This is a genomic window from Providencia sp. PROV268, assembly GCF_028477805.1.
Lineage (GTDB): Bacteria > Pseudomonadota > Gammaproteobacteria > Enterobacterales > Enterobacteriaceae > Providencia > Providencia stuartii.
In genome coordinates this window covers 86,733-106,713 of the sequence record NZ_JAMPLW010000013.1, presented here as the reverse complement: position 1 = coordinate 106,713, position 19,981 = coordinate 86,733, and the positions used below count along the sequence as shown (strand labels likewise).

Here is a 19,981-nt window from a genome sequence, read left to right as displayed (position 1 = left end):
AGTTAAATTAGTAAATCATTCAGTTTCATGAGGAGGATTTTATGCAATCTAACTTATCTCCTAAAGAAATTGTTGGGAGCAATATACATAAAGCTCGCCGAGCTAAAGGGCTAAGTGGTTCTGAGTTAGCTGATTTACTTTTATGCTCTCAGCAACATGTTTCACGTATTGAGCGCGGAGTTATTCGACTACACCTAGAGCAGATTAAGCAAATTGCGAACTCGCTTGATATTGATATTAATTGTTTATTAGATGGCGTTGGATTTCAAAATAACTCAATAAATTATATCCATAATATGGAATGTTATTTTAAAGCTGAAGGATGGTTTTCTGGAACTAGTCAATTTATGAAATAGGCTTAACCTTATGTCAGGAAATATAATAAAACCAACATTTAATATTATTGTAGGAAAGAAAATAAAAAGATACAGAAAAGAAATGAATTTAACTGCTGAGGAGTTAGGGAGATATATCGGCGTAAGTCAGCAGCAAATTTCCCGTTATGAATCAGGAGTTAACCATATTAATATTGATTTTCTTTCTCAATTATCTGAGTTATTTAAAGTACCAATTCAAGTTTTTTTGATAGAAGACTAAATATGTTATTTTAATTATTAATAATTAAATTTTAATTTTTAGCATTTGATTTTTTTAAATCAAATGCTAGTGCTCTGCTTTTTTCCAGTTCATTGCAAATAGAGTGTCTGCAATGAGCAATGAGCAATAAAAATTGACACTCATTCTTTATTTAACAAAAAACATAGGACTTTATATTCATGAAAATGAAATCTATTGCAATGGCAACTTTTATGGCTCTGGGATTAGCTTCTGCAGCAAATGCAGCGGATCAAGGCCACGGTAAAATAACGTTCAAAGGCGCTATTATCGATGCACCATGCTCAATCTCTCCTAACTCAATCGACCAAACAGTTGAATTAGGCCAAATTTCTAACATGGCATTAGTTGATGGCGGTAAATCAACTCCACGTCCATTCGAAATCACTTTAGATAATTGTGATATCACTAAACTGGCTAAAGGTGTTCAATTAACCTTTAGTGGTGCTGCTGCATCTTTCGACAATACCAATAAAACACTGGGTATTGTTGGTACTGGTGCTGGCGCTGGTGTTCAGATCACTAATGGTAGCGGCAATGTGGTGACTTTAGGAACAGCTACACCATTCCAACAAATTCAAAATGGTAACAACACACTGAATTTCGCTGCTTACTTAAAAGGTAATGGTGGCGATATCGACACTATCACTGCCGGTGACTTTAGCTCAGTAGCGGATTTCACTTTGTCTTACGAGTAATTCATCTTGAGCCAACAAATTAATTTGTTGGTTCATTCCGACTGAATTGGGTGTAAGAGAGGAAGCAATGAATCATTCGATAACCAGTGGAGTGTTTTCATTGATCTTAAGTATAGGCACGTTGACTGCGGTATCAACTGCACATGCTCAAGGCTCAGTGAGTATGAATGGAAGCATTATTGAAACAGCATGTGCAATTGATGTCGGCAGCCGTGATCAAACTATTGATATGGGAAGTATTGCACTGACTCAAATTCGCCGTGATGGACAAGGACCGGCTCGCCCTTTTGTTATCCGATTAGTGAATTGTGTTCTTGAACGCCAAAATCCTGACAAACCGAATTGGCAATACTTTCGCGTAACATTCGATGGCTCCCATGACAGGGGGTTATTTGGTGTAAACGGACAAGCTCAAGGTGTTGGATTACAAATTCAACGTGAGGGAGATGGTGAAATTGCCATACCAGGCCAAGGAATGTCAGTGAGCGCACTAACAGCTGGAACAAAAGATCTCACCTATCGGCTACGGTTGGTGGCGAATAACCGCCCATTGGTATCAGGCCAATACTACAGTCAATTACGTTTCAAACTGGATTATGAATAGTCGGTTCCTCTTATAAATGAAACTCCCTTTGTAGGATGAGCTTCGTGAGCGAAATGACATTACGGATAAAAGAACGCAAAAGAAGGTCGAGATGATGACCCTGAATTTCATTCACACGCCTGTGTTACAGATAACTCGGCCTTGCAGATTAGGGCTTTTAGTCGCGTTGGCTATTAGCTTTGGTGGTCACGCATCCGATATTACATTTAATATGGATATGCTAGACGTCAATGATCGTAACAACATTGATCTAAGCCAATTTGCGCGTCCAGGCTATCTCATGCCTGGTGAATACAGTTTTACGGTCTTCTTAAACAAGCAAAGCATGCCGGAAGAAACTGTCTTTTACTATGCACCTGAAGGTGAGTCGAATGAAAGCCTCCCTTGCCTGAGTCCTGCTTTAGTTGAAAAATTCGGTATCAAACCTGAATTGATGTCGACATTGAAGTGGTGGCACGAAGGACAGTGTTTATCACTTGAAAGTTTGCCTGGAACTGAAGTTAAAGCCGACCTTGCGACTTCGGCTATGTATATTAGTTTGCCGCAAGCCTACCTCGAATATACCGCTGAGAATTGGGATCCTCCTGCACGCTGGGAAGAAGGATTACCCGGCGCATTGTTTGATTACAACTTAAATGCACAAGTGGGCCAACAAACCCGCTCAGGACAACAAACTAACTACAGTACCAGCGGTAATGGGGTTGCTGGTGTTAACTTGGGTGCTTGGCGTGTTCGTGCTGACTGGCAAATGCGTATTGATAAGCAACAAGGGCAAAGCACGACCACATCACTAGATTGGACTCGTTATTATGTCTACCGAGCAATCAAATCCTTAGGCGCAAAACTCACCTTAGGTGAGGATTATTTAACCTCTGATATTTTTGATAGTTTCAGGTTTACAGGGCTTAGCCTGATTACCGATACCAATATGCTACCACCTAATCTACGTGGATACGCACCAGAAATTACTGGGGTAGCAAAAAGTAATGCAACCGTCATCGTGAGCCAACAAGGACGCATTATTTATCAAACTCAAGTCGCTGCGGGCCCATTTCGTATCCAAGACCTAAATGATGCATTAGCTGGGCAAATCGATGTTGAAGTTAAAGAACAAGACGGCTCAACACAGAATTTCACTGTAAATACTGCAAGTGTTCCGTATTTAACACGCCCGGGGCAACTGCGTTACAAATTAGCCGCAGGGCGCCCAACAAATTGGCGCCATCATGTTAGTGGCGATACCTTTGCAAGTGGCGAATTCTCTTGGGGGGTTAACAACGGCTGGTCACTGTATGGTGGTGGAATTGGTGCAGAAAACTATGCATCCGCGGCTATAGGGATTGGTCGTGACTTAATGGTATTCGGTGCATTGTCATTTGATGTCACTCATGCTCGGGCACATTTAACCAACTTAAGTGGTATTGACGATAAAACGTATCGTGGGAGCTCGTATCGTTTAAGTTACTCTAAACGTTTTGATACCTATAACAGCCAAGTGACATTTGCAGGATATCGATTCTCTGAGCAAGGTTTTATGAGTATGTCTGAGTATTTGGATGCGCAGGAAACAGGTGCTCGCCAATACAACAGCAAAGAAATGTATACCATCTCTTATAACCAACAGTTTTCAGAGTTAGGGCTGAGTGCGTTCATCAACTATTACCATCAAACCTATTGGGATCAACCCGATAACGACCGCTATAGTATTTCGTTAGCACGCTATTTTGATATTGGTAAATGGAAGAATCTTAGCCTCAACTTGACGGCCTATCGAAATCGTTATCGTGAAAGTAATGATGATGGCGTATATGCGTCACTCACAGTGCCTTGGGGTGAAAAAAGCTCCGTTAGTTATAACAGTAGTTGGGATAAAAATGATAACTCACAGCGTGTGAGTTACTACAGTACCATCGATGAGAGAAATAACTATCAGCTAAGTACCGGATGGGCGCGTTCAGGTGCGCTCGTGAGTGGCTATTACACTCATCAGGGAGACTTAGCACAGCTCAACGCAAACGCAACTTACCAACAAGACCGTTATCGATCTGCAGGGTTCTCTTTGCAAGGTGGTTTCACCGCAACAGAGAAAGGTGCCGTACTACATCGTGGTAGTCAAATTGGTGGTACTCGCATATTTGTTGATACCGATGGTGTGCCTAATATCCCATTACGTGGTTACGGCTCCATTGTACGTACCAACCGCTTTGGACAAGCCGTTATTAGTGACGTGAATAGCTATTACCGCAACCAAATTAGCGTTGATTTGAATGCATTACCAGATGAAGCACAAGTGTCTCAATCTATAAAGCAAGGCACTTTAACAGAAGGGGCAATTGGCTACCGTCAATTTGATGTTGTCGCAGGAAACAGTGCGATGGCGTTGTTAAGGCTATCGGACAATAGTACACCACCTTTCGGAGCAATAGTCTTAAACGGTCGTGGTCAGCAAGTCGGTATGGTGGGTGATGATGGAAATACCTATCTCACTGGTTTAAATGCAAAAGATACCTTGCAAGTTCGTTGGGATGACCAAGTGCAGTGTGAAATCACACTCCCTAATACCTTGCCAGAAGATGATTATTTACAGGCAAGCTGGTTACTACCGTGCCACAAACCGGGAGCAAAAGCCGCATCGCCAGCGACCATAAAGACACAATCAGCCAGTCGTGCATTAGAAGCAATGCCGAAAACAGCAGAACTTGTTGTGCCTGTTGTTGAAAGAACGGCGCCAAAGGAACTAAGTCGCTGGTTACAAAAATAATAAAAATGGTGGTACGCAAAGAGCGATGAGTGTTCCTTAACCATAGAAGATAACAATATGATGAATAACATGATGAAAAACAAATTGATGAACAAAAAAAATGCCCATAGAGCAGTATTCGCATTGGCTAGCGTTGTGTTGACTTCAACAACGCTATCTTCTGCTCAAGCAGCAGTTGCCTTAGACAGAACTCGAGCGATTATTACAGGAGACGAAAAATCGATCAGTTTAAATATCAGTAATGAAAACAAACAATTACCTTATCTCGCTCAAGGTTGGGTGGAGAATGAGAAAGGTGAAAAAATAAGCGACCCATTTACGGTATTGCCACCGGTGCAGCGTGTTGAACCAGGGGCAAAAAGCCAAATCAAAATCCAAGCGCTGCCAAGTGCTGCTGCACTGCCGCAAGACAGAGAATCCGTGTATTACTTTAATTTGCGTGAGATTCCACCAAAAAGTGATAAGCCCAATACACTGCAACTGGCGTTACAGACACGTATCAAATTGTTTTATAGACCGAAAGCAATCATTCCGACACGTGAGCAAATGGATAACCCATGGCAGGAAAAAGTAACTCTTACGCGTCAGGGTAACCAGTATACGATTAATAACCCAACTGCCTATTACGTTTCTTTTGTCGATGCTGTTCCCAACAAAAATGGACAAACGGTCGCAGGGTTTGAGCCAGTGATGGTGGCACCAAAAAGCAGCAAAGCACTGAACGTCAGTGCAGACGCATTAGGTAATAAACCTGTGCTGACCTATATCAATGATTACGGTGGTCGTCCAACACTGTCGTTTACATGTCAGGGAAATAGCTGCCATGTGGTACCTGAAAAAAAAATAGACTGATTTGAAATGCGCGATGAGATAGCAGGAGAATATCATGACAAACACAAGCAGGATGCTCCGTTATGTGGGCTTAGGAAGTTTAGCGCTGAATTTATTCAGTAACATGGCGATGGGAACAGCCCTAAATAAAGTTGATAACTGGGATGTAGATGGTTCACATGGCTCGCTATATGTCCATGGAGCCTTGACGGAAAGTGCTTGTCGTTTAGCAATGTTATCAGCATATCAAACTATTAATTTAGGTACTGTGGGAACAGGACAGCTTCAGCATGTCGGGCAAACAGGTAACCCTGTTGCGATTGAGCTGCGTTTAGAGGATTGTTTAAGTGGTGAAAGCCGCAGCCGCACTGCACAGGGGAATCTTTTGTGGAGCCAACAAATGCCGTCAATGAAGGTCCGCTTTTTGGCTCCTATAGATATTCAAGACCCGCGCTTGGCAGCTGTTATCGGTGTTCAGGGGGTTGGCCTGCAATTAAGTGATGCAGCGGGTTCACCAATTAACTTAGGTGAGTACAGTACACCACAGTTGGTTTCACCTGGGCAAAACCAATTAACTTACTATGTAACGCCAGTACGTACCTCTGCTCAACTAAATGCTGGAGCTTATCAGGCGTTAATTAGATTTCAGGTAAGTTATGAATAGGAGCATGGAGATGAGAGGAGCTTATTTTTTTACTATAGGCTTGAAAGCGTGTGTTCTAGCTGAGGTAATTCTCTTTGGTACTCTGATTTCACTCAGCTTTTCTTACAATGCTATCGCTGCAAATCTAAGCTCTAATATCCAAATTCGCGTGACGGTATACGGTGAGCCGGAATGTACCCTTGGCGGTGCAACAACGACCTCTGTAGATTTTGGCGATATACATCAGGCAAAGATTGATGGTGCTTATGGGCGCTCACCTATTAATTATAACTTGATATGTAATGGCTTATATAAGAATACATTAAAGATGACGCTGAAATGGACTGATAGGCAAATTAATGGTGAGTCATCCGTGACGACCAATCTCCCGAATTTAGGTATTGCCATTTACCGTGATGGAACCCGCCTTAGTAATGGTGCGACATTCAATTTTAATTATGGGAGTTCGCCTGCTTTGTATGCCGTCCCTGTTAAACCTACAGGCGTAAACTTAACATCAGGTGGGGATTTTACGGGCAATCTCACGATGGTATTGGATTACCAATAGGATGATATCAATGAAATTATTCCGTTATCTTCTCTCGGTCTGCATGATTCTTAGCCTGTTTAGCCAAAGCCAAGCAGCAACACTTGGTATCCAGCTAAAAGGTCGATTATTGGTGACACCGCCCGTGTGCATTTTGAATAACAACCAGCAAGAAACTATACATTTTGGCGATATATTGCTTCCACGTATCGATGGAGTTCAATACAAGCGTACTGTACCAATGAGACTCAGCTGCACAAATCTAGCGAAAAACGCTATAAAGCTCACGCTTGTCGGCGATGGAACATCATTTAATAGCAATGGCGCATTAAAAACGAGTAACCCAAAACTCGGGCTTTCCTTTTATGTGAACAATGCTAAGCAAGTTATTAACCAGCCTTTCAATGTGTTATATACAGCGCTGCCAACCTTGGAGGTTGCTCCAGTAAAAAACAGTGATGCCAATTTTACGAATACCGATGGCGGATTTTTTACAGCGCTGGCAACACTGAAAATTGAGTATCAGTGAGAATGATTATGTGGAATAACAATCAAATTAAGCATTGGATGGCAGGATTTATAATGGTGATGTCCATATCTTCAGCGCAAGCAAATTGGGCTTGGGCATTTGATGGCACGTTAATTATTCCTCCTGTTTGCCAATTAAGCCATGACGACCCGATAAAAGTTTCATTTGGTAAAGTCGGTGTACGAAAAATCAATGGTACCGCCTTCAAGCAACCTATTCCTTTTCAATTAAATTGTGTTGGCGATATGACACAACCGTGGGATATCAGCTTGATATTCGGAGGAACACCTGCGGGAAGTGGATTTGATAATGCGACATTAAGAACGGTGACACCGTTGAATAATGGCAAATTAGGAATTCAAATTCAGAAAAATGGCCAACCTCAACCATTGAATGAACCCTTTTTGATTAATGCGGCTTCACTACCATCCCTTTCAGCAGTTCCTGTCATGCGATCAGGAAGCGAGCTCGTAGGGGATAATTTTACTGCATCAGGCACGTTAACCATTATTTTTGAATAGGAGGCGGCAGTCATAACTATGAATATTAAACGTAATATGAGCTTTGCCTTTGGCTTATGGTTTTTGGGGGTCACTGCCACTTTTTCTGCAAATGTGGAATTTGATGGCACGCTAATTGAAGATGCTTGTGACGTTTATCCTGGCGACGAATCGATTGAATTAGATTTCGGTACGATAGTGGATAAATACCTGTATTTGAATACTCAAACAAATAGCCAGCCTTTTACCATTCGCTTAATCAATTGCGATTTAGCATTAGGCCATGAAGTGAAAGTCACATTTATGGGCGCAGAAAGTTTGGCTTTACCTGGTTTATTAGCGTTAGATGCTGGAAGCCAAGCAACAGGTGTGGCGGTTGGTATTGAAAGTATTTCCGGTACGGCAATCAAAATTAATAGTGGCAGTTATACCCAAGGGTTGTATGCCGGAAATAATAATGACCTACGATTTCAAGCGTATGTGAGAGCTGAGCCAGTTGCATTGCAAAATAAATCAATTGTGCTTGGTTCATGGGCTGCGAGTGCCACGTTCAAATTAGATTATGAGTAAATCATTATGTATGCGAAAAAAGCAAAAATATACGGAATGTTAAATACAAGCCGTTTGAGTATTTTATTATTAATCATCGCATTAGCGTCTCTATTTCCTTCTCGCCCTGCCAATGCGATTGCGTATGTAATGCCTGTGAGTATGACCTCTGGAGCTTGGCCTCGTGTTGCGATGGACATTCTTTCTTGGAGTGAAGCAAGTGGTGTTACTAACCCTTGTTATGGATCAACCGAATGTTGGGTAGGCCCTGATGTTCTGTATGCATCTGGTGCGCCGTCGTTGAGTGGATCTTGCTTAGATTATGGTAACTGCATTCGAATTAACCAGTATCGAACAGCGGAAGAAGTCGCAGCGGCTTTTCGTAGCGCAAAAGGAATTCCTTATCGTGCATCGTTTGTCATTGATAGCCCAAATGCAACTTGTATTGGATTATTCTATGTTAACCATAAACCAACCCCAGGCGTTAGGAATGCAATCCAGTGGCCAGGTAGCGTCTGTGGTAAAATCCCACCTACAAATCAAACATGTAGTATTTCTTTGCCTGCTTTTGTTAATCACGGGGCTCTCAGTAACACAAGTTTGAATGGTAAAACAAACTCAGTTTCTGGCAATATCACTTGTACACAGGCTACAAATATCAATTTATTTGCTCGTTCAACCACGGGTGAGCGTTATGTATATTTAAATTCGACTTCTAACTTTTATTCAAATCCATTAATTAACAATCAAAATGGCTGGAATGGCGTGAACATGAACATTTCTGGAAATAATGCGGCGAATTCATTTACATTCACTTCTGAATTACATGCATCAGGAACGGTAACACCTGGGTATTACACTGGAAATGCAGTCGTCATTATTGCATTTAATTAGTTAATCAAAACCTTCGAACCCAATTCACTGACTTGATAGTTGAGCTTTACTGGTAGTTATGGGGGTAGTGTTCTTTTTATTGTATGAGTGCGGATCAATTGAAATTACTGGCTTATTTAGAAGCTCGTAATTGCGCTTTCCTTGATATAGATACACCCTCAGTACAAAGAAAGGATCAATTGACTGAATTGGCACAACGTTGGTTAGCTCAACGTTTGGAGGAGAATTAACGAACCACCTGCTAAACTAATAATTCTTTGCCATTGGTTGAGGAGTTCGTAGAGTTTTCGGACTCCATAAAAAAGGGTAGCTATTTAGCTACCCAATTCGGCCAGTTCTTTAACTCAATGCCACGGCTTTGTAATTCTTTTCTGATTATATGCTTAATCCAAGCCGATACAGACGATGTCCACTCCCTACTAATTGAGACACACCCATTTAGAATTTTCTAGTTGCTGACAATTTGCGTTTCAGTAAAACGAACGTTTTCATAACGGCTTCTGTAATTTTTGGGCAGAAACTCTAATTATAGCTATCTTATTTTAGGGGAAGTGGACAGTTGAGATATCGTTTTTTAAAAAGTAATAACTAAAAAATGCCAGACGCGTTACTTAAAAAAATCATGAACAGTATCATTCCATTCGTGTCCTAAAATAGACCATTTATGATTTGTTGGTGGCGGAAAACCACTACGACAATACCCATTTTTAGTCTCAAAATTAAATATACCATGTGGGTAATTATTAATTAACAGAACGCACTTAAGACTATCTTCTGACCAGCCAATTTTGACATCAGATGGAATGTTTCTATCTGAAATATCCTCTACATTGTAAATATGGAGGGCGTCCTGAATTGGGTTGCCTTCAGCAGATTCATCTAGCGCATAGAAGTATCCTGTTTCTCCATCATCTTCAAATACAGCTGCAAATGTACCTTCAGGGGCCAAGCTTTCGATTACTTTTTCCTGCCCCACGATAATTTGCTCTTGAGCTGTAACTAGTATTGTCATATGCGGTTCCTTAATTTATGCACCTGTAAAGTAAAAAAACTGTCAAAACTCAGTATAGAAAAAGCTCTTCATATGTAAAAATATTTATCTTACAATCCTACATATGTATAAATGCGCTAGTCTTAGTGGTGGCAGTTTTTGTTAGGGATTCATTTTATTATAATCGCTCAAATCTATTAATACCTGAATTTAATTGGTAATGAGTGGAAATGCCTATGGCTGTTTCTCCATTAGTGCAAAACGTTATCGACGGTTTACTTGGACGATAATTGTGATGTGCTTGATTAAATACTAATTACTCTTGTACCAATCATCGTGGCTTGCCCTCCAACTCTAACACGACGAATCGCCTGTGCTTGTCTATCAATCGTCACTTGGATCATCGAAGAACAGCCCATTGCTCGCCCTTGCTCTAACAGAAAGTGAGTTTCATTAGGTAAGACATGATTGACCAAATAGCACCCTAGCGCGCCGCTGGCACTGCCAGTTGCCGATTCTTCATCTATGCCATATAGAGGGGCAAAATTTCGGCAGTGGGCCGTGATGGGGGCATGGTGGCTCAGCTCAAAGACATGGAAACCGATAGTACCGAATTCACGACTTAAGTTTGCGATAGCGTCATGATCGGGGTACAGAATATCTAATTGGCCAGCCTGCACGGGAATGATGATATCAGGCAAACCTGTTGAAATGATTTCAATGGGAAAGCCAGTTCCTGTAATAGCCTCGGGCCGTATACCGATGGCAGCGGCGATATCTTCAACATCAGGCCCATGCCGCGTGATAGGTAAAGCTTGATCCATAACGATACTGTCAGGACTGACGGTTACGTTTAGAATACCAGCTTTGGTTTTTTGTGTATAAGAGCCTGGTGTAAGCAAATTAAGTGAGGCTAGAGTGAAAAAAACGGCTAGTGTTGCATGCCCGCAAAAATCGACTTCCCCTTCCGATGTGAAAAAATCCACTTCAAAATCCGTCTCCTCGCCAGTATAGACAAATGCAGTCTCGGAAAAACCAACTTGACGTGCGATAGCTATTTTTTGTGCAATGCTTAGGTTTGGGGGATTGAGAACCACCCCAGCAGGATTACCGCCAGAATTATTCTGGGTAAATGAGTTCACAAGGTATACCTTGACGCCGTGCTCAACCGAGTATGTTGCCTCGTTTTGCATTAACTGCTCCTGTGTAATAAATAGGTTCTATACGTTTTGTGTATCGTTAATAGGTTGGATATCTTCAATGTGAGGTTGGGCATGGTCGCTTTTGTGTCGTGCCTAAAACATAAAATAGATTACATAGACGTTGCGGTAGCTCGGAAAAGTACCAATATTTTCAAAGCAACCTCTGCCCCAATATACCCAGATATTTTTCAATGCCACAGACAGCTAAATGCTTTCTCTGACCATCAAGCCTTTTATTCTTGTGACAGAAACCCTTTCTATCATCTTTTTAGGAAGAAAGCTTGTAAAAACTAAAATGCTCGGACTTGTGCAGCTAAAGTAACATATAAAGCATCTCGATTTATGGGAGAGGTGCAATATTAGCTAGCACAACGAACGTTTAACTCAATATCAGCGTCACTCACCTCTTTCATCATATTGTTTGTCGGTATATTAATTAACATAAATGGAATTTTGCTATGAAAGAGTGGGGTAAAATCATCGATTAACTGCAATATTAAGAATAACTAGGTGGTAAAAGATAATCGCATTTTACTGTTACTCGACAATAACTTGTTGGTCATTATTAATAAATGTAACATTCGGTATGTAAAATATTTTATTATTCTGTCCATATAGGTATTTAGTTAAATGAGAAAATTATCAGTCTTATGTGTTTGTATGGTTGCCTTATCGGGATGCGCAGTTACGGAATATAACTATACCCCTTCTTCACATAAGGTGAGCGAGCCAAAAATAGGAACTGTAAACACGATAAGTATTGGGCAACCCTTAGTAAGGGATGGAGTAATTAGTGAGATTGATGGGATCAAAGTGCTCGATTCAACTCAGATAGATTTAGCCTATAAAGTGACGCCAGGAACCTTTAAAAAGGTAGGGGAAAGCGATAAAGGTGATTTTTATATGCCTACGAATACGAATGATTCTGGTAGTGTGGTCGTTGAAGTTATTGGGCAACCATGGACTTCATTATTAGTAAAAAAAGAGAGTCATGAGCTATGTGTCGTCACCGAATTTAATGTCTTTATCTGTAGCGATAAGGCTAAATTTGATAAGGTGAAATTAAGTAATCCTGCAGGAAATTCCTTTGAAGAAGCATTAATTTTCAATGGGAAAAATGGTGACTCTGTAAATATAGGCTATAGGCAAATAGGTTCTAATATTGAAAACCAAGGCTTTAATAATGATATCCAGTATGATTTAAAGAAAAGTAATATTATTTCATACAAAGGCGCAAAAATTAAAGTGCTTGATAGCTCAGAACAATCAATAACATATGAAGTATTAAGTCATTTTTAGCGTCAAGTTATTTTCGTCAAACAGCCCGTACAACGGGCTTATTGGCATATATCTTCTTTAATGCTGTCTCAATGAAAGGCTACTTGCTAAATCATAGAACTTGTCATAATTTTTGATAGATTAAAACTAGGGGGATCGATATGAAAAAAGTGATAGACAAATTATTCGTGGTCGCTACATTTTTGATTGTTGCTTTATCCTTTATTTTTGCTAACGGTCTACCGTTTGATCCTACTGAAAAAAGCGAGCAAAAATAATTTTCAGAGAGTTTAACAAAAGGTCACTATAGTGAAGTGGCCTTATAAATCTACCACATGGGCTTCTGTTATAGGTCATGACTTGAAGTTTACAACAACAAATAGCCGTCACTTGTAGAGTATACTTATATCTTCGTGTTATCTTATAGATGATGTAAGTTTGGTGTTTTTAAACGTAATCTGATAATGACCTATGGGGCAGAGGAATAAAATCTTTCCTAGCGACTTTTTTAAACATATTAAATGAATGCCAGTCAGTAGGTTATCTAATTGATTTTATACTCCTTTGGTCAAATAACGATAATTAAAATGTTATAGGAATGTACTGGCTCAATATGAAAGTTATCATTTATTGAAGCTAGATTATGAAAAAATTACAGCCCACTAATGAAAGGAAGTTATGAAATACGAAATGGTGACAGTAAGTTAAATATCCTGTATTCTTGTCTAAAATTTTTCGTAAGCTGATAAGGATATTAAGTGAAAAAACCTATTTCATTATGGATAATTCAGATAATTATTATAATTAATATATCTTCATTTTTGTTTTATTTTTTAAAAAACACATCTTTTTTATTTGTTGTTTACAAGATGAACATTCCTCTTTACTTGAAAATTGAAACTTACTTCCTTAACGCAATCATGTTATTAGTATTAGTCATTCAAGTTGCTGCTTTGTATTTATCATTTAAAAGAAATCGGTTAGCCAGAATATTTACCTTATTAGGATGGTTTTGTTTTCTTATTTCATTCTTATATTCTAATTTTAGTGGTGGGTGGGCCAGCATCCCAGAAGGTCCTATTCGTTATGATAGTGATCTTGAAAGGTTGGGGGCACTTTGGGGGAAGTATGAGGAAACTGCATTATGTTTGCTGTTAACTGCATTTTTGTGTTTTTCAAAAAAAATGAAACAGTATTTTCAATTTAACTAGTTCCTTCTTATTTTCTTAAGAAACAACCTTAATTTAAGGTCTTAATGATAGATGTGTTGATAGAGTTGGTGTTTTATGTTGTTGAAAAAACAGTACATTTATATGTTGATTTAGAGATGGCGTATGGTACTTCCACATGCGTAAATAAAGATGAATAAATGTATATTCACTGCAAATTTTCTAATTCGACAATTCTATCTATAACAGGTGTTGTGACATTATTCGCATATTCAAAAGTGTCGAGATAAATAATGTTTTTTCTGTCGAATCCTTTTCTATAAAACATGTATTTCAAACCTGGGGCGCAGACCAGAAGTCTAGCACCTTGTTCAATAAGTTTTTTTATATCTGATTCGGTGTCATCTCGGTAAACATGCCAGTCTAAATTTTTCTGTGCTATCGCTTTTTGTAGGGCTAATATATAGTTATCTTCGGTATATAAATTAAACAAAGCGCCGAAAATACCGGAACCTGTTACCCCTTGTATAGGGTTTCTGCCAAGTATAGGGCTAGGCATATAGATAAAGTATATTTTTTTCTTTTCCATTGTTGAATTATCAATATCGTAATATATAAACGTACCACACTGACTAGGAACATTGATATAAATTTATGCTAGTTTCAACCCTACTGATGGATTGAAATAACTGTTTTTGACCTTTGCTTGTAAAACATCACCTCTATAGCTAAAGAGGGGATACATAAGCGCTCAAGACGTGTCCTCGGTGTGCTCTTCATCTATGAACGTCGGGTGGCGCCATATTGCCATATAAAGAGGTGAATAGTGTGATGGCAATTTCTTCACATTTAGGTGCCTAATCTTCTGAACTGCGCAAATCACTTCGACCATAAAAAGTACCGTATGATATAGATTGGTGTGTGATAAGACGGGGAATTGCGGAAAGGATGATTTTGTCGCTATGCCATCATCACTCATCTCACTTTGCACATGTTCTGATGTTATCGATTTATAATGATTGTGCATTGAACATTTATGTTAATGAGTAGTAATTTTTTTATCAAATTAAATGATGAGCGATAAGCTATTTTATTACGCTTGATGGTGAGTAAATGAAAATATAGTTATTTTTACTTATATCAATATTCTGGGGTGTGAAAATTAAAGCCATTTAACCTTAACAACAGTACCTGTTTCTATGCATACTATGACTTCGGATTTATAAGAGTAAAGATATTTTTACAGTGCTTGGAATATTTCGTAAGTATAATATAATTAAAAGTTATTTTTCCTAATTCAAGTGTCTTTTTGCTTAAATTTTACTCAAATTTGCTCATCGGATGGCTCGAAAAGATGAGATAAATCTTATTTATTTAGGTGGTTACCATTAGCATATTTAGGGGCATACATGCTATTATTACGTGTAATGTTTTTTATTAACTAACTGATTTTTATGTAAAATATTATATTGATAATAAATTAAATTAATGATTATTGAAAATAAACCACAGCATACAAGTCGTTTAGAGGTATAAAATTAAAAATGAGTAATAAATACCTATTGGCAATTACACCGCTAATTACTTTTTTTATCGCTTCTGAATCTTTGGCATTTCAAAAGCAACAATATAATCCTGTTGTGTTCAACATGGCACAACTCTATGATTTTAATCCAGTTAAAGGAAATGTTAAAGAAATTAGGTCCGTCGTTTACAATAAAGACAAGTCTATTAACTATGAGTCATTGTTAAAAATTGGTCGTGATGGCTGCATAGATAGTTTTGCTTTAAACCAAAAAAAGGACGAATACCTCAGTGGTGTACATAATTATCTCTTTGTTGAGAGAGTTAAAAATAAATTAGTTGGTAGGGATAATAATGGCCCTGTAGAAATGGAAATCGGTAATAACTGTACGATATTATCAAGAAAGGATAATAATGGAAAACTGATATATCGATATAACAAAGAAGGGATTATTATCGGCTCTGTATTGGCAGATAATAAAACAAAGTTTAGCGAAAATAATTATAATGAGTTTAAACTACCAACAACGATAAAATATTACAAAGATAATAAAGTAATATCTGAAACCATTATTACATATGGGAAAGATATCACTAAGCCATTTGATCTGTTAATGAAAATTCGTGTGTTAGGTCAGACTATTTTACAAGTAGACTCTAAATGTGATTACAATAGCCAAAATATTGCACATAAGTGTCATTTTGAACTAACAATAAATGAAAATGGTCAGGACATTAAGTTAATCAAAGATAGTACGACGGAAGTGTCATTCTATTGATAGCGAAATTTTTATAAAGGATCTTTAGTCTGTGTCCAAGAATCGCCCTCTCAGAGTATAACTGGCTTTTAATTTTTAAAAGCCAGTTATAAGAGGGTATAAATTGTTATTTTAGCAACCTAACTTGAAATCTCGTGTTAGGCGTATCCCGTGAATGGCTACTATGGCGTAGTCTTAAGGAAATTTACCACGACCCTGAAGAGCCGCCTCCACCGGAGCTCCCGCCACCACCTCCGCTAAATCCGCCACCGCCTCGGCTTCCACCACTGCCGCCTCGGCCATTATTATTGCTCCCACCAATGTACACATTGATAAAACCAAAATAATGACCAATGCCAATGATGCAACCAACACTACTTGAAATAACGGATGAAATAACAAAATCACCTTCTGATATGACGAGTGCAAATAGAAAAATAAAACCAGTAAATAAGAAGGCAATAGTAATCGAAAGACGCTTTTTTTCTGACTTAATAATGAGGCCAAGTATTTTATAAATAATAGCAACAGCCAAAAATAAAAGTAGAAATATCGCAACAAACATAGTGAAAGCGAGGATGAACACCATCCAGGTGGGTAGTATTTTGAGAAAAAGGAATTGGCTCCAACGTGGTAATTCTGTATATAAAAAATCTTCTCCAAACTTCATGCCATTACCTGCGGGGTTATTAAAGCCGCCAGTGTAAGCAGTTAACAAGAGAATGATAGCGATTGGAATTGCAGCCTTAAGTTTATGTAATTTAATAAGATGATATATGATAAAAAGCCAGATATAAGCGCTTGCCGCTAGTACGATAGCAAGTGAAGCATCTAATAAACCAAAGGGAGCAGGTTGTTTAGAAATAAAAAAGCTAGGAGTTTTGGCGTCAGGGAGTGGCTCATTTTTTATTAAGGCGATTAGGGAATCAATAGTACGGTTGAGACCTCCTGCATAATTACCGCGCTTAAATTCAGGTATAAAATCATATTCTAAAATACGCTTTGCAAGGCTATCGCTGATTGCCCCTTCTAACCCATAACCCACCTCGATACGCATTGTACGGTCATTGACAGCGACGAGTAAAAGAACACCGTCATCAATATTTATACGACCAATCCTCCATTGATTGAATACTTTTTCTGCATAGCTTTCAATATCTAATGGGGAAGTACTCTTTACGATTAAAATGGCAATTTGCGACCCAGTTTGTTGCTGAAATAGCGCTAACCGTCGAGCTAAACTATCGCGCTGTTCTGTTGTTAATAAATGTGCTTCATCCACGACGTGACTGGTCATCGTGGGAATAGAAAGTGTATTCGCAAAAGTGGGAATAGAGAACAATAAGAAAAACAATCCCCATAGCCATTGTTTTGTTTGCTGAATTTTGCCAATCATCGTGGAATCCTTTCTGAAAGGGTGAATTTCATTATATTCGATAGTCATATAACGTCAGCATATACTGACTGAATAATACATAATCTTATTTAATTTGTAATCGTTTTCATAGGATGGAATAGCGTTTTGAGAAATAATGATTAAATTAAAATTAATTTAATCATTGAATATTGTTCCGATAAAATAAGAATATTCGTTAAAACCTGTCATTCATATCATTAAATGTTAATAGGCTACTCTTGAACTCTTGAGTAGCAAAGCTCACATATTGTCTAACAAAAGCTTAATTTCTAATCGCAACGAGGTGACATTACTCACATTCTTTAACTTATCTTGCTATTTAGGACATTTTTTTCTCGCACTTAATAGATTTATCGTCTTTATTAAATTTTATACAGAAATGTTATTGAATTGTGACAGACGGATAAAGAATAAAGTGAATACAGCTTATGTGAGGGCAGAATGGAACTGATAACAGCTTGGTTAGGAGAACTTAACGGTATTGTGTGGGGAGTTCCCATGTTGATTGGGATCCTCGGTGTTGGGATCTATATGCAGCTCCGATTGGCATTTTTGCCAATCCGTAAATTGGGTACAGGGTTTAAGTTACTGTTTCAGAAAAATGAGGATAGGGGTGAAGGGCAAATATCGCCTTTTAATGCGTTAATGACAGCATTATCGGCGACAATCGGTACTGGTAATATCGCAGGGGTTGCCACCGCTGTGGTGATGGGAGGGCCAGGCGCGCTGTTTTGGATGTGGATCACGGCATTGGTTGGTATGGCCACAAAGTACTCAGAAGCTGTGCTTGCGGTACGTTTTCGAGAAGTCGATAAGTATGGACAATATGTTGGTGGCCCAATGTATTACATCAAAAATGGTTTAGGGCCTAAATGGATTTGGTTAGGTACATTATTTGCTCTTTTTGGTGCTTGCGCCAGTTTTGGAATTGGGAATACTGTACAAGCGAACTCTGTTGCCGATGTGCTGGAAAGTAACTTCGGCGTGCATAAATGGTTGACTGCTGGGGCACTTGTAATCTTAGTTGGTGCTGTGTTAATTGGTGGATTGCGTCGTATCTCTGATGTTGCAGGGAAACTCGTACCATTCATGACCGTGGCTTATTTTGGTGCAGGTTTATTGGTATTAGGGCTCAATTTTACGGAGATCCCAGCTGCATTCTCTTTAGTGATTACCTCAGCATTTACACCGGTTGCGGCTCAGGGTGGGTTTGCAGGTGCTGCTGTATGGGCGGCAATTCGCTTTGGTGTTGCGCGTGGCGTATTTTCCAATGAGGCTGGTTTGGGAAGTGCACCTATTGCTCACGCTGCGGCAAAAACTCAAAACCCGATCCGCCAAGGGTTGATCGCAATGTTAGGTACTTTTATCGATACCATTATCGTGTGTTCGGTAACAGGTCTTACTATCATTATTACTGGTGGATGGTTAACAAGTGAAACAGGGGCGACACTAACCGCATCTTCTTTCCAATCAGCGATCCCCGGTGGGAATTATATTGTTGCCGTTGCGTTAGCCATATTTGCTTTTACCACTATCCTAGGATGGAGTTTTTACGGTGAAAAATGTGTGCAATATTTATTTGGGGTGAGGGCAATTAAGGTCTTTAGGGTGTTATGGCTTATTGCATTACCGATTGGTGCAACCCAATCTCTTGATTTTGTTTGGCTACTTGCAGATACCTTAAACGCGATGATGGCGATACCGAACTTGATTGCTCTATTATTGTTAAGTCCGGTTGTTTACCGTTTAACGCGGGATCATATTAAAGATGTCAATGCCGACAGCATTGATATGGAAAAATAAATAATATCACTGATGGCCTCACGCTCTGTGAGGCCACTCAACATTTAGGTGGTAGGGTATTTTCGTTTTTTATTTTGCTCTTATTCGCCCCTAATTCTTTTCCAACGCCTTTCCCTGTTAGACCTATATTTCTTATATGTAATATCGATTTTTTCTATTTATAAATAGAATAGCACTATGATTTCACAGGAAAAATATTGCAATTGTGTAGAGGCAATGTTTTCATAAAAACCCGAGTGGTGATGCGAGTAATATATTAATAAGCTAATAATACGGAGGGAAAATGCTAAAAAAGGGGATTTCGATTGCGATGTTGTGTGCGATTTGCTTACCCGTGCAAGCGATGAAAGAATATGATCTTAAATGCCCTGAAAGGGGAGTGATGACCGTACTACATACAAATTATTTAATTAGCACATTGAAGTGGGGAAGCCGCTTTATTGTCTCTCACCCGGCCATTAGTTATAACGAACACAATGTAAACTATAAAATTTATAATTTCTTAAATGGTGATTCATTAGTGAAAAAGGCAGGGGATCATAAACGTTACTATTTTATTTATAAGGATGGGGAAAAGGTCGAATGCACGAAAATAGGGGAAGCGGAATTGGAAATAACGAAATTACCGATTGTTCATAATGTGGGCTGAATATCGCCACCCAAAGTAT

21 protein-coding genes and 1 pseudogene are annotated in these 19,981 nt (G+C 38.9%); 18 read left to right on the top strand and 4 right to left on the bottom strand.

What is annotated here, in order from left to right:
* Positions 1-41 precede the first annotated feature (41 nt).
* The 13 genes and pseudogenes from PR699_RS11625 to PR699_RS11565 all read left to right on the top strand — a co-directional run.
* A complete protein-coding gene (locus PR699_RS11625) occupies positions 42-356 on the top strand; it encodes a helix-turn-helix domain-containing protein (protein WP_004918238.1) in 315 nt (104 codons plus the stop codon).
* 10 nt (positions 357-366) lie between these two features.
* Complete coding sequence (locus tag PR699_RS11620) at positions 367-597, top strand: helix-turn-helix domain-containing protein (protein WP_004918240.1); 231 nt, start codon at positions 367-369, stop codon at positions 595-597.
* 179 nt (positions 598-776) lie between these two features.
* Positions 777-1,313, top strand: a complete 537-nt coding sequence (locus PR699_RS11615) for a fimbrial protein (protein ID WP_014657973.1) — start codon at positions 777-779, stop codon at positions 1,311-1,313.
* 67 nt (positions 1,314-1,380) lie between these two features.
* Positions 1,381-1,917 (top strand): fimbrial protein, encoded by a 537-nt coding sequence (locus PR699_RS11610; protein WP_014657974.1) that lies wholly within the window; start codon positions 1,381-1,383, stop codon positions 1,915-1,917.
* 91 nt (positions 1,918-2,008) lie between these two features.
* Positions 2,009-4,678, top strand: coding sequence for an outer membrane usher protein (locus tag PR699_RS11605; RefSeq protein WP_004918248.1), 2,670 nt, complete (start codon positions 2,009-2,011; stop codon positions 4,676-4,678).
* A 69-nt stretch (positions 4,679-4,747) separates the two neighbouring features.
* Positions 4,748-5,530 (top strand): fimbria/pilus periplasmic chaperone, encoded by a 783-nt coding sequence (locus PR699_RS11600; protein ID WP_230084752.1) that lies wholly within the window; start codon positions 4,748-4,750, stop codon positions 5,528-5,530.
* A 34-nt stretch (positions 5,531-5,564) separates the two neighbouring features.
* Complete coding sequence (locus PR699_RS11595; protein ID WP_014657976.1) at positions 5,565-6,173, top strand: fimbrial protein; 609 nt, start codon at positions 5,565-5,567, stop codon at positions 6,171-6,173.
* 10 nt (positions 6,174-6,183) lie between these two features.
* Positions 6,184-6,720, top strand: a complete 537-nt coding sequence (locus PR699_RS11590) for a fimbrial protein (RefSeq protein WP_014657977.1) — start codon at positions 6,184-6,186, stop codon at positions 6,718-6,720.
* Between the two features lie 10 nt (positions 6,721-6,730).
* Positions 6,731-7,228, top strand: coding sequence for a fimbrial protein (locus tag PR699_RS11585; protein WP_014657978.1), 498 nt, complete (start codon positions 6,731-6,733; stop codon positions 7,226-7,228).
* 53 nt (positions 7,229-7,281) lie between these two features.
* Entirely contained in the window at positions 7,282-7,749 is a 468-nt protein-coding gene (locus PR699_RS11580; RefSeq protein WP_223854715.1) for a fimbrial protein, read from the top strand.
* An 18-nt stretch (positions 7,750-7,767) separates the two neighbouring features.
* On the top strand, positions 7,768-8,298 hold the full coding sequence (locus PR699_RS11575; RefSeq protein WP_004918261.1) for a fimbrial protein: 531 nt from the start codon (positions 7,768-7,770) through the stop codon (positions 8,296-8,298).
* Between the two features lie 6 nt (positions 8,299-8,304).
* On the top strand, positions 8,305-9,171 hold the full coding sequence (locus PR699_RS11570) for a hypothetical protein (protein WP_004918264.1): 867 nt from the start codon (positions 8,305-8,307) through the stop codon (positions 9,169-9,171).
* Between the two features lie 83 nt (positions 9,172-9,254).
* Positions 9,255-9,401, top strand: a pseudogene (locus PR699_RS11565) (phage antirepressor Ant); the annotation flags it as partial.
* A 377-nt stretch (positions 9,402-9,778) separates the two neighbouring features.
* Here PR699_RS11565 and PR699_RS11560 read toward each other — a convergent pair.
* Together PR699_RS11560 and PR699_RS11555 are read right to left on the bottom strand one after the other, a co-directional pair.
* Positions 9,779-10,183 carry a DUF2251 domain-containing protein gene (locus PR699_RS11560; RefSeq protein ID WP_004918269.1) on the bottom strand — a complete coding sequence of 135 codons (405 nt, stop codon included), beginning with the start codon at positions 10,181-10,183 and terminating at the stop codon, positions 9,779-9,781.
* Positions 10,184-10,467: 284 nt separating this feature from the next.
* On the bottom strand, positions 10,468-11,355 hold the full coding sequence (locus tag PR699_RS11555) for a PhzF family phenazine biosynthesis protein (RefSeq protein ID WP_014657980.1): 888 nt from the start codon (positions 11,353-11,355) through the stop codon (positions 10,468-10,470).
* A gap of 639 nt (positions 11,356-11,994) precedes the next feature.
* Between PR699_RS11555 and PR699_RS11550 the strand changes: the two genes are divergently transcribed.
* Entirely contained in the window at positions 11,995-12,663 is a 669-nt protein-coding gene (locus PR699_RS11550; protein ID WP_014657981.1) for a hypothetical protein, read from the top strand.
* Positions 12,664-13,400: 737 nt separating this feature from the next.
* The gene (locus PR699_RS11545) at positions 13,401-13,853 is read left to right on the top strand and encodes a hypothetical protein (RefSeq protein WP_014657982.1); all 453 of its coding nucleotides are present in this window, start codon (positions 13,401-13,403) and stop codon (positions 13,851-13,853) included.
* Between the two features lie 166 nt (positions 13,854-14,019).
* Here the strand turns inward: PR699_RS11545 and PR699_RS11540 are convergent, their stop codons facing one another.
* Positions 14,020-14,400: a nitrogen fixation protein NifS gene (locus PR699_RS11540; protein ID WP_072197195.1), complete on the bottom strand. Its 381-nt coding sequence runs from the start codon at positions 14,398-14,400 to the stop codon at positions 14,020-14,022.
* A gap of 955 nt (positions 14,401-15,355) precedes the next feature.
* Here PR699_RS11540 and PR699_RS11535 point away from each other — a divergent pair.
* Positions 15,356-16,114: a YnfC family lipoprotein gene (locus PR699_RS11535; protein ID WP_004918281.1), complete on the top strand. Its 759-nt coding sequence runs from the start codon at positions 15,356-15,358 to the stop codon at positions 16,112-16,114.
* A 184-nt stretch (positions 16,115-16,298) separates the two neighbouring features.
* Here PR699_RS11535 and PR699_RS11530 read toward each other — a convergent pair whose 3' ends face one another.
* Positions 16,299-17,489: a YgcG family protein gene (locus PR699_RS11530; RefSeq protein ID WP_014657984.1), complete on the bottom strand. Its 1,191-nt coding sequence runs from the start codon at positions 17,487-17,489 to the stop codon at positions 16,299-16,301.
* A 462-nt stretch (positions 17,490-17,951) separates the two neighbouring features.
* On the opposite strand from PR699_RS11530, the gene PR699_RS11525 reads away from it, so the two are divergent.
* Both PR699_RS11525 and PR699_RS11520 read left to right on the top strand, forming a co-directional pair.
* Positions 17,952-19,313, top strand: a complete 1,362-nt coding sequence (locus tag PR699_RS11525; RefSeq protein ID WP_004918286.1) for a sodium:alanine symporter family protein — start codon at positions 17,952-17,954, stop codon at positions 19,311-19,313.
* Positions 19,314-19,596: 283 nt separating this feature from the next.
* A complete protein-coding gene (locus PR699_RS11520; protein WP_014657985.1) occupies positions 19,597-19,962 on the top strand; it encodes a hypothetical protein in 366 nt (121 codons plus the stop codon).
* Positions 19,963-19,981: the final 19 nt, after the last annotated feature.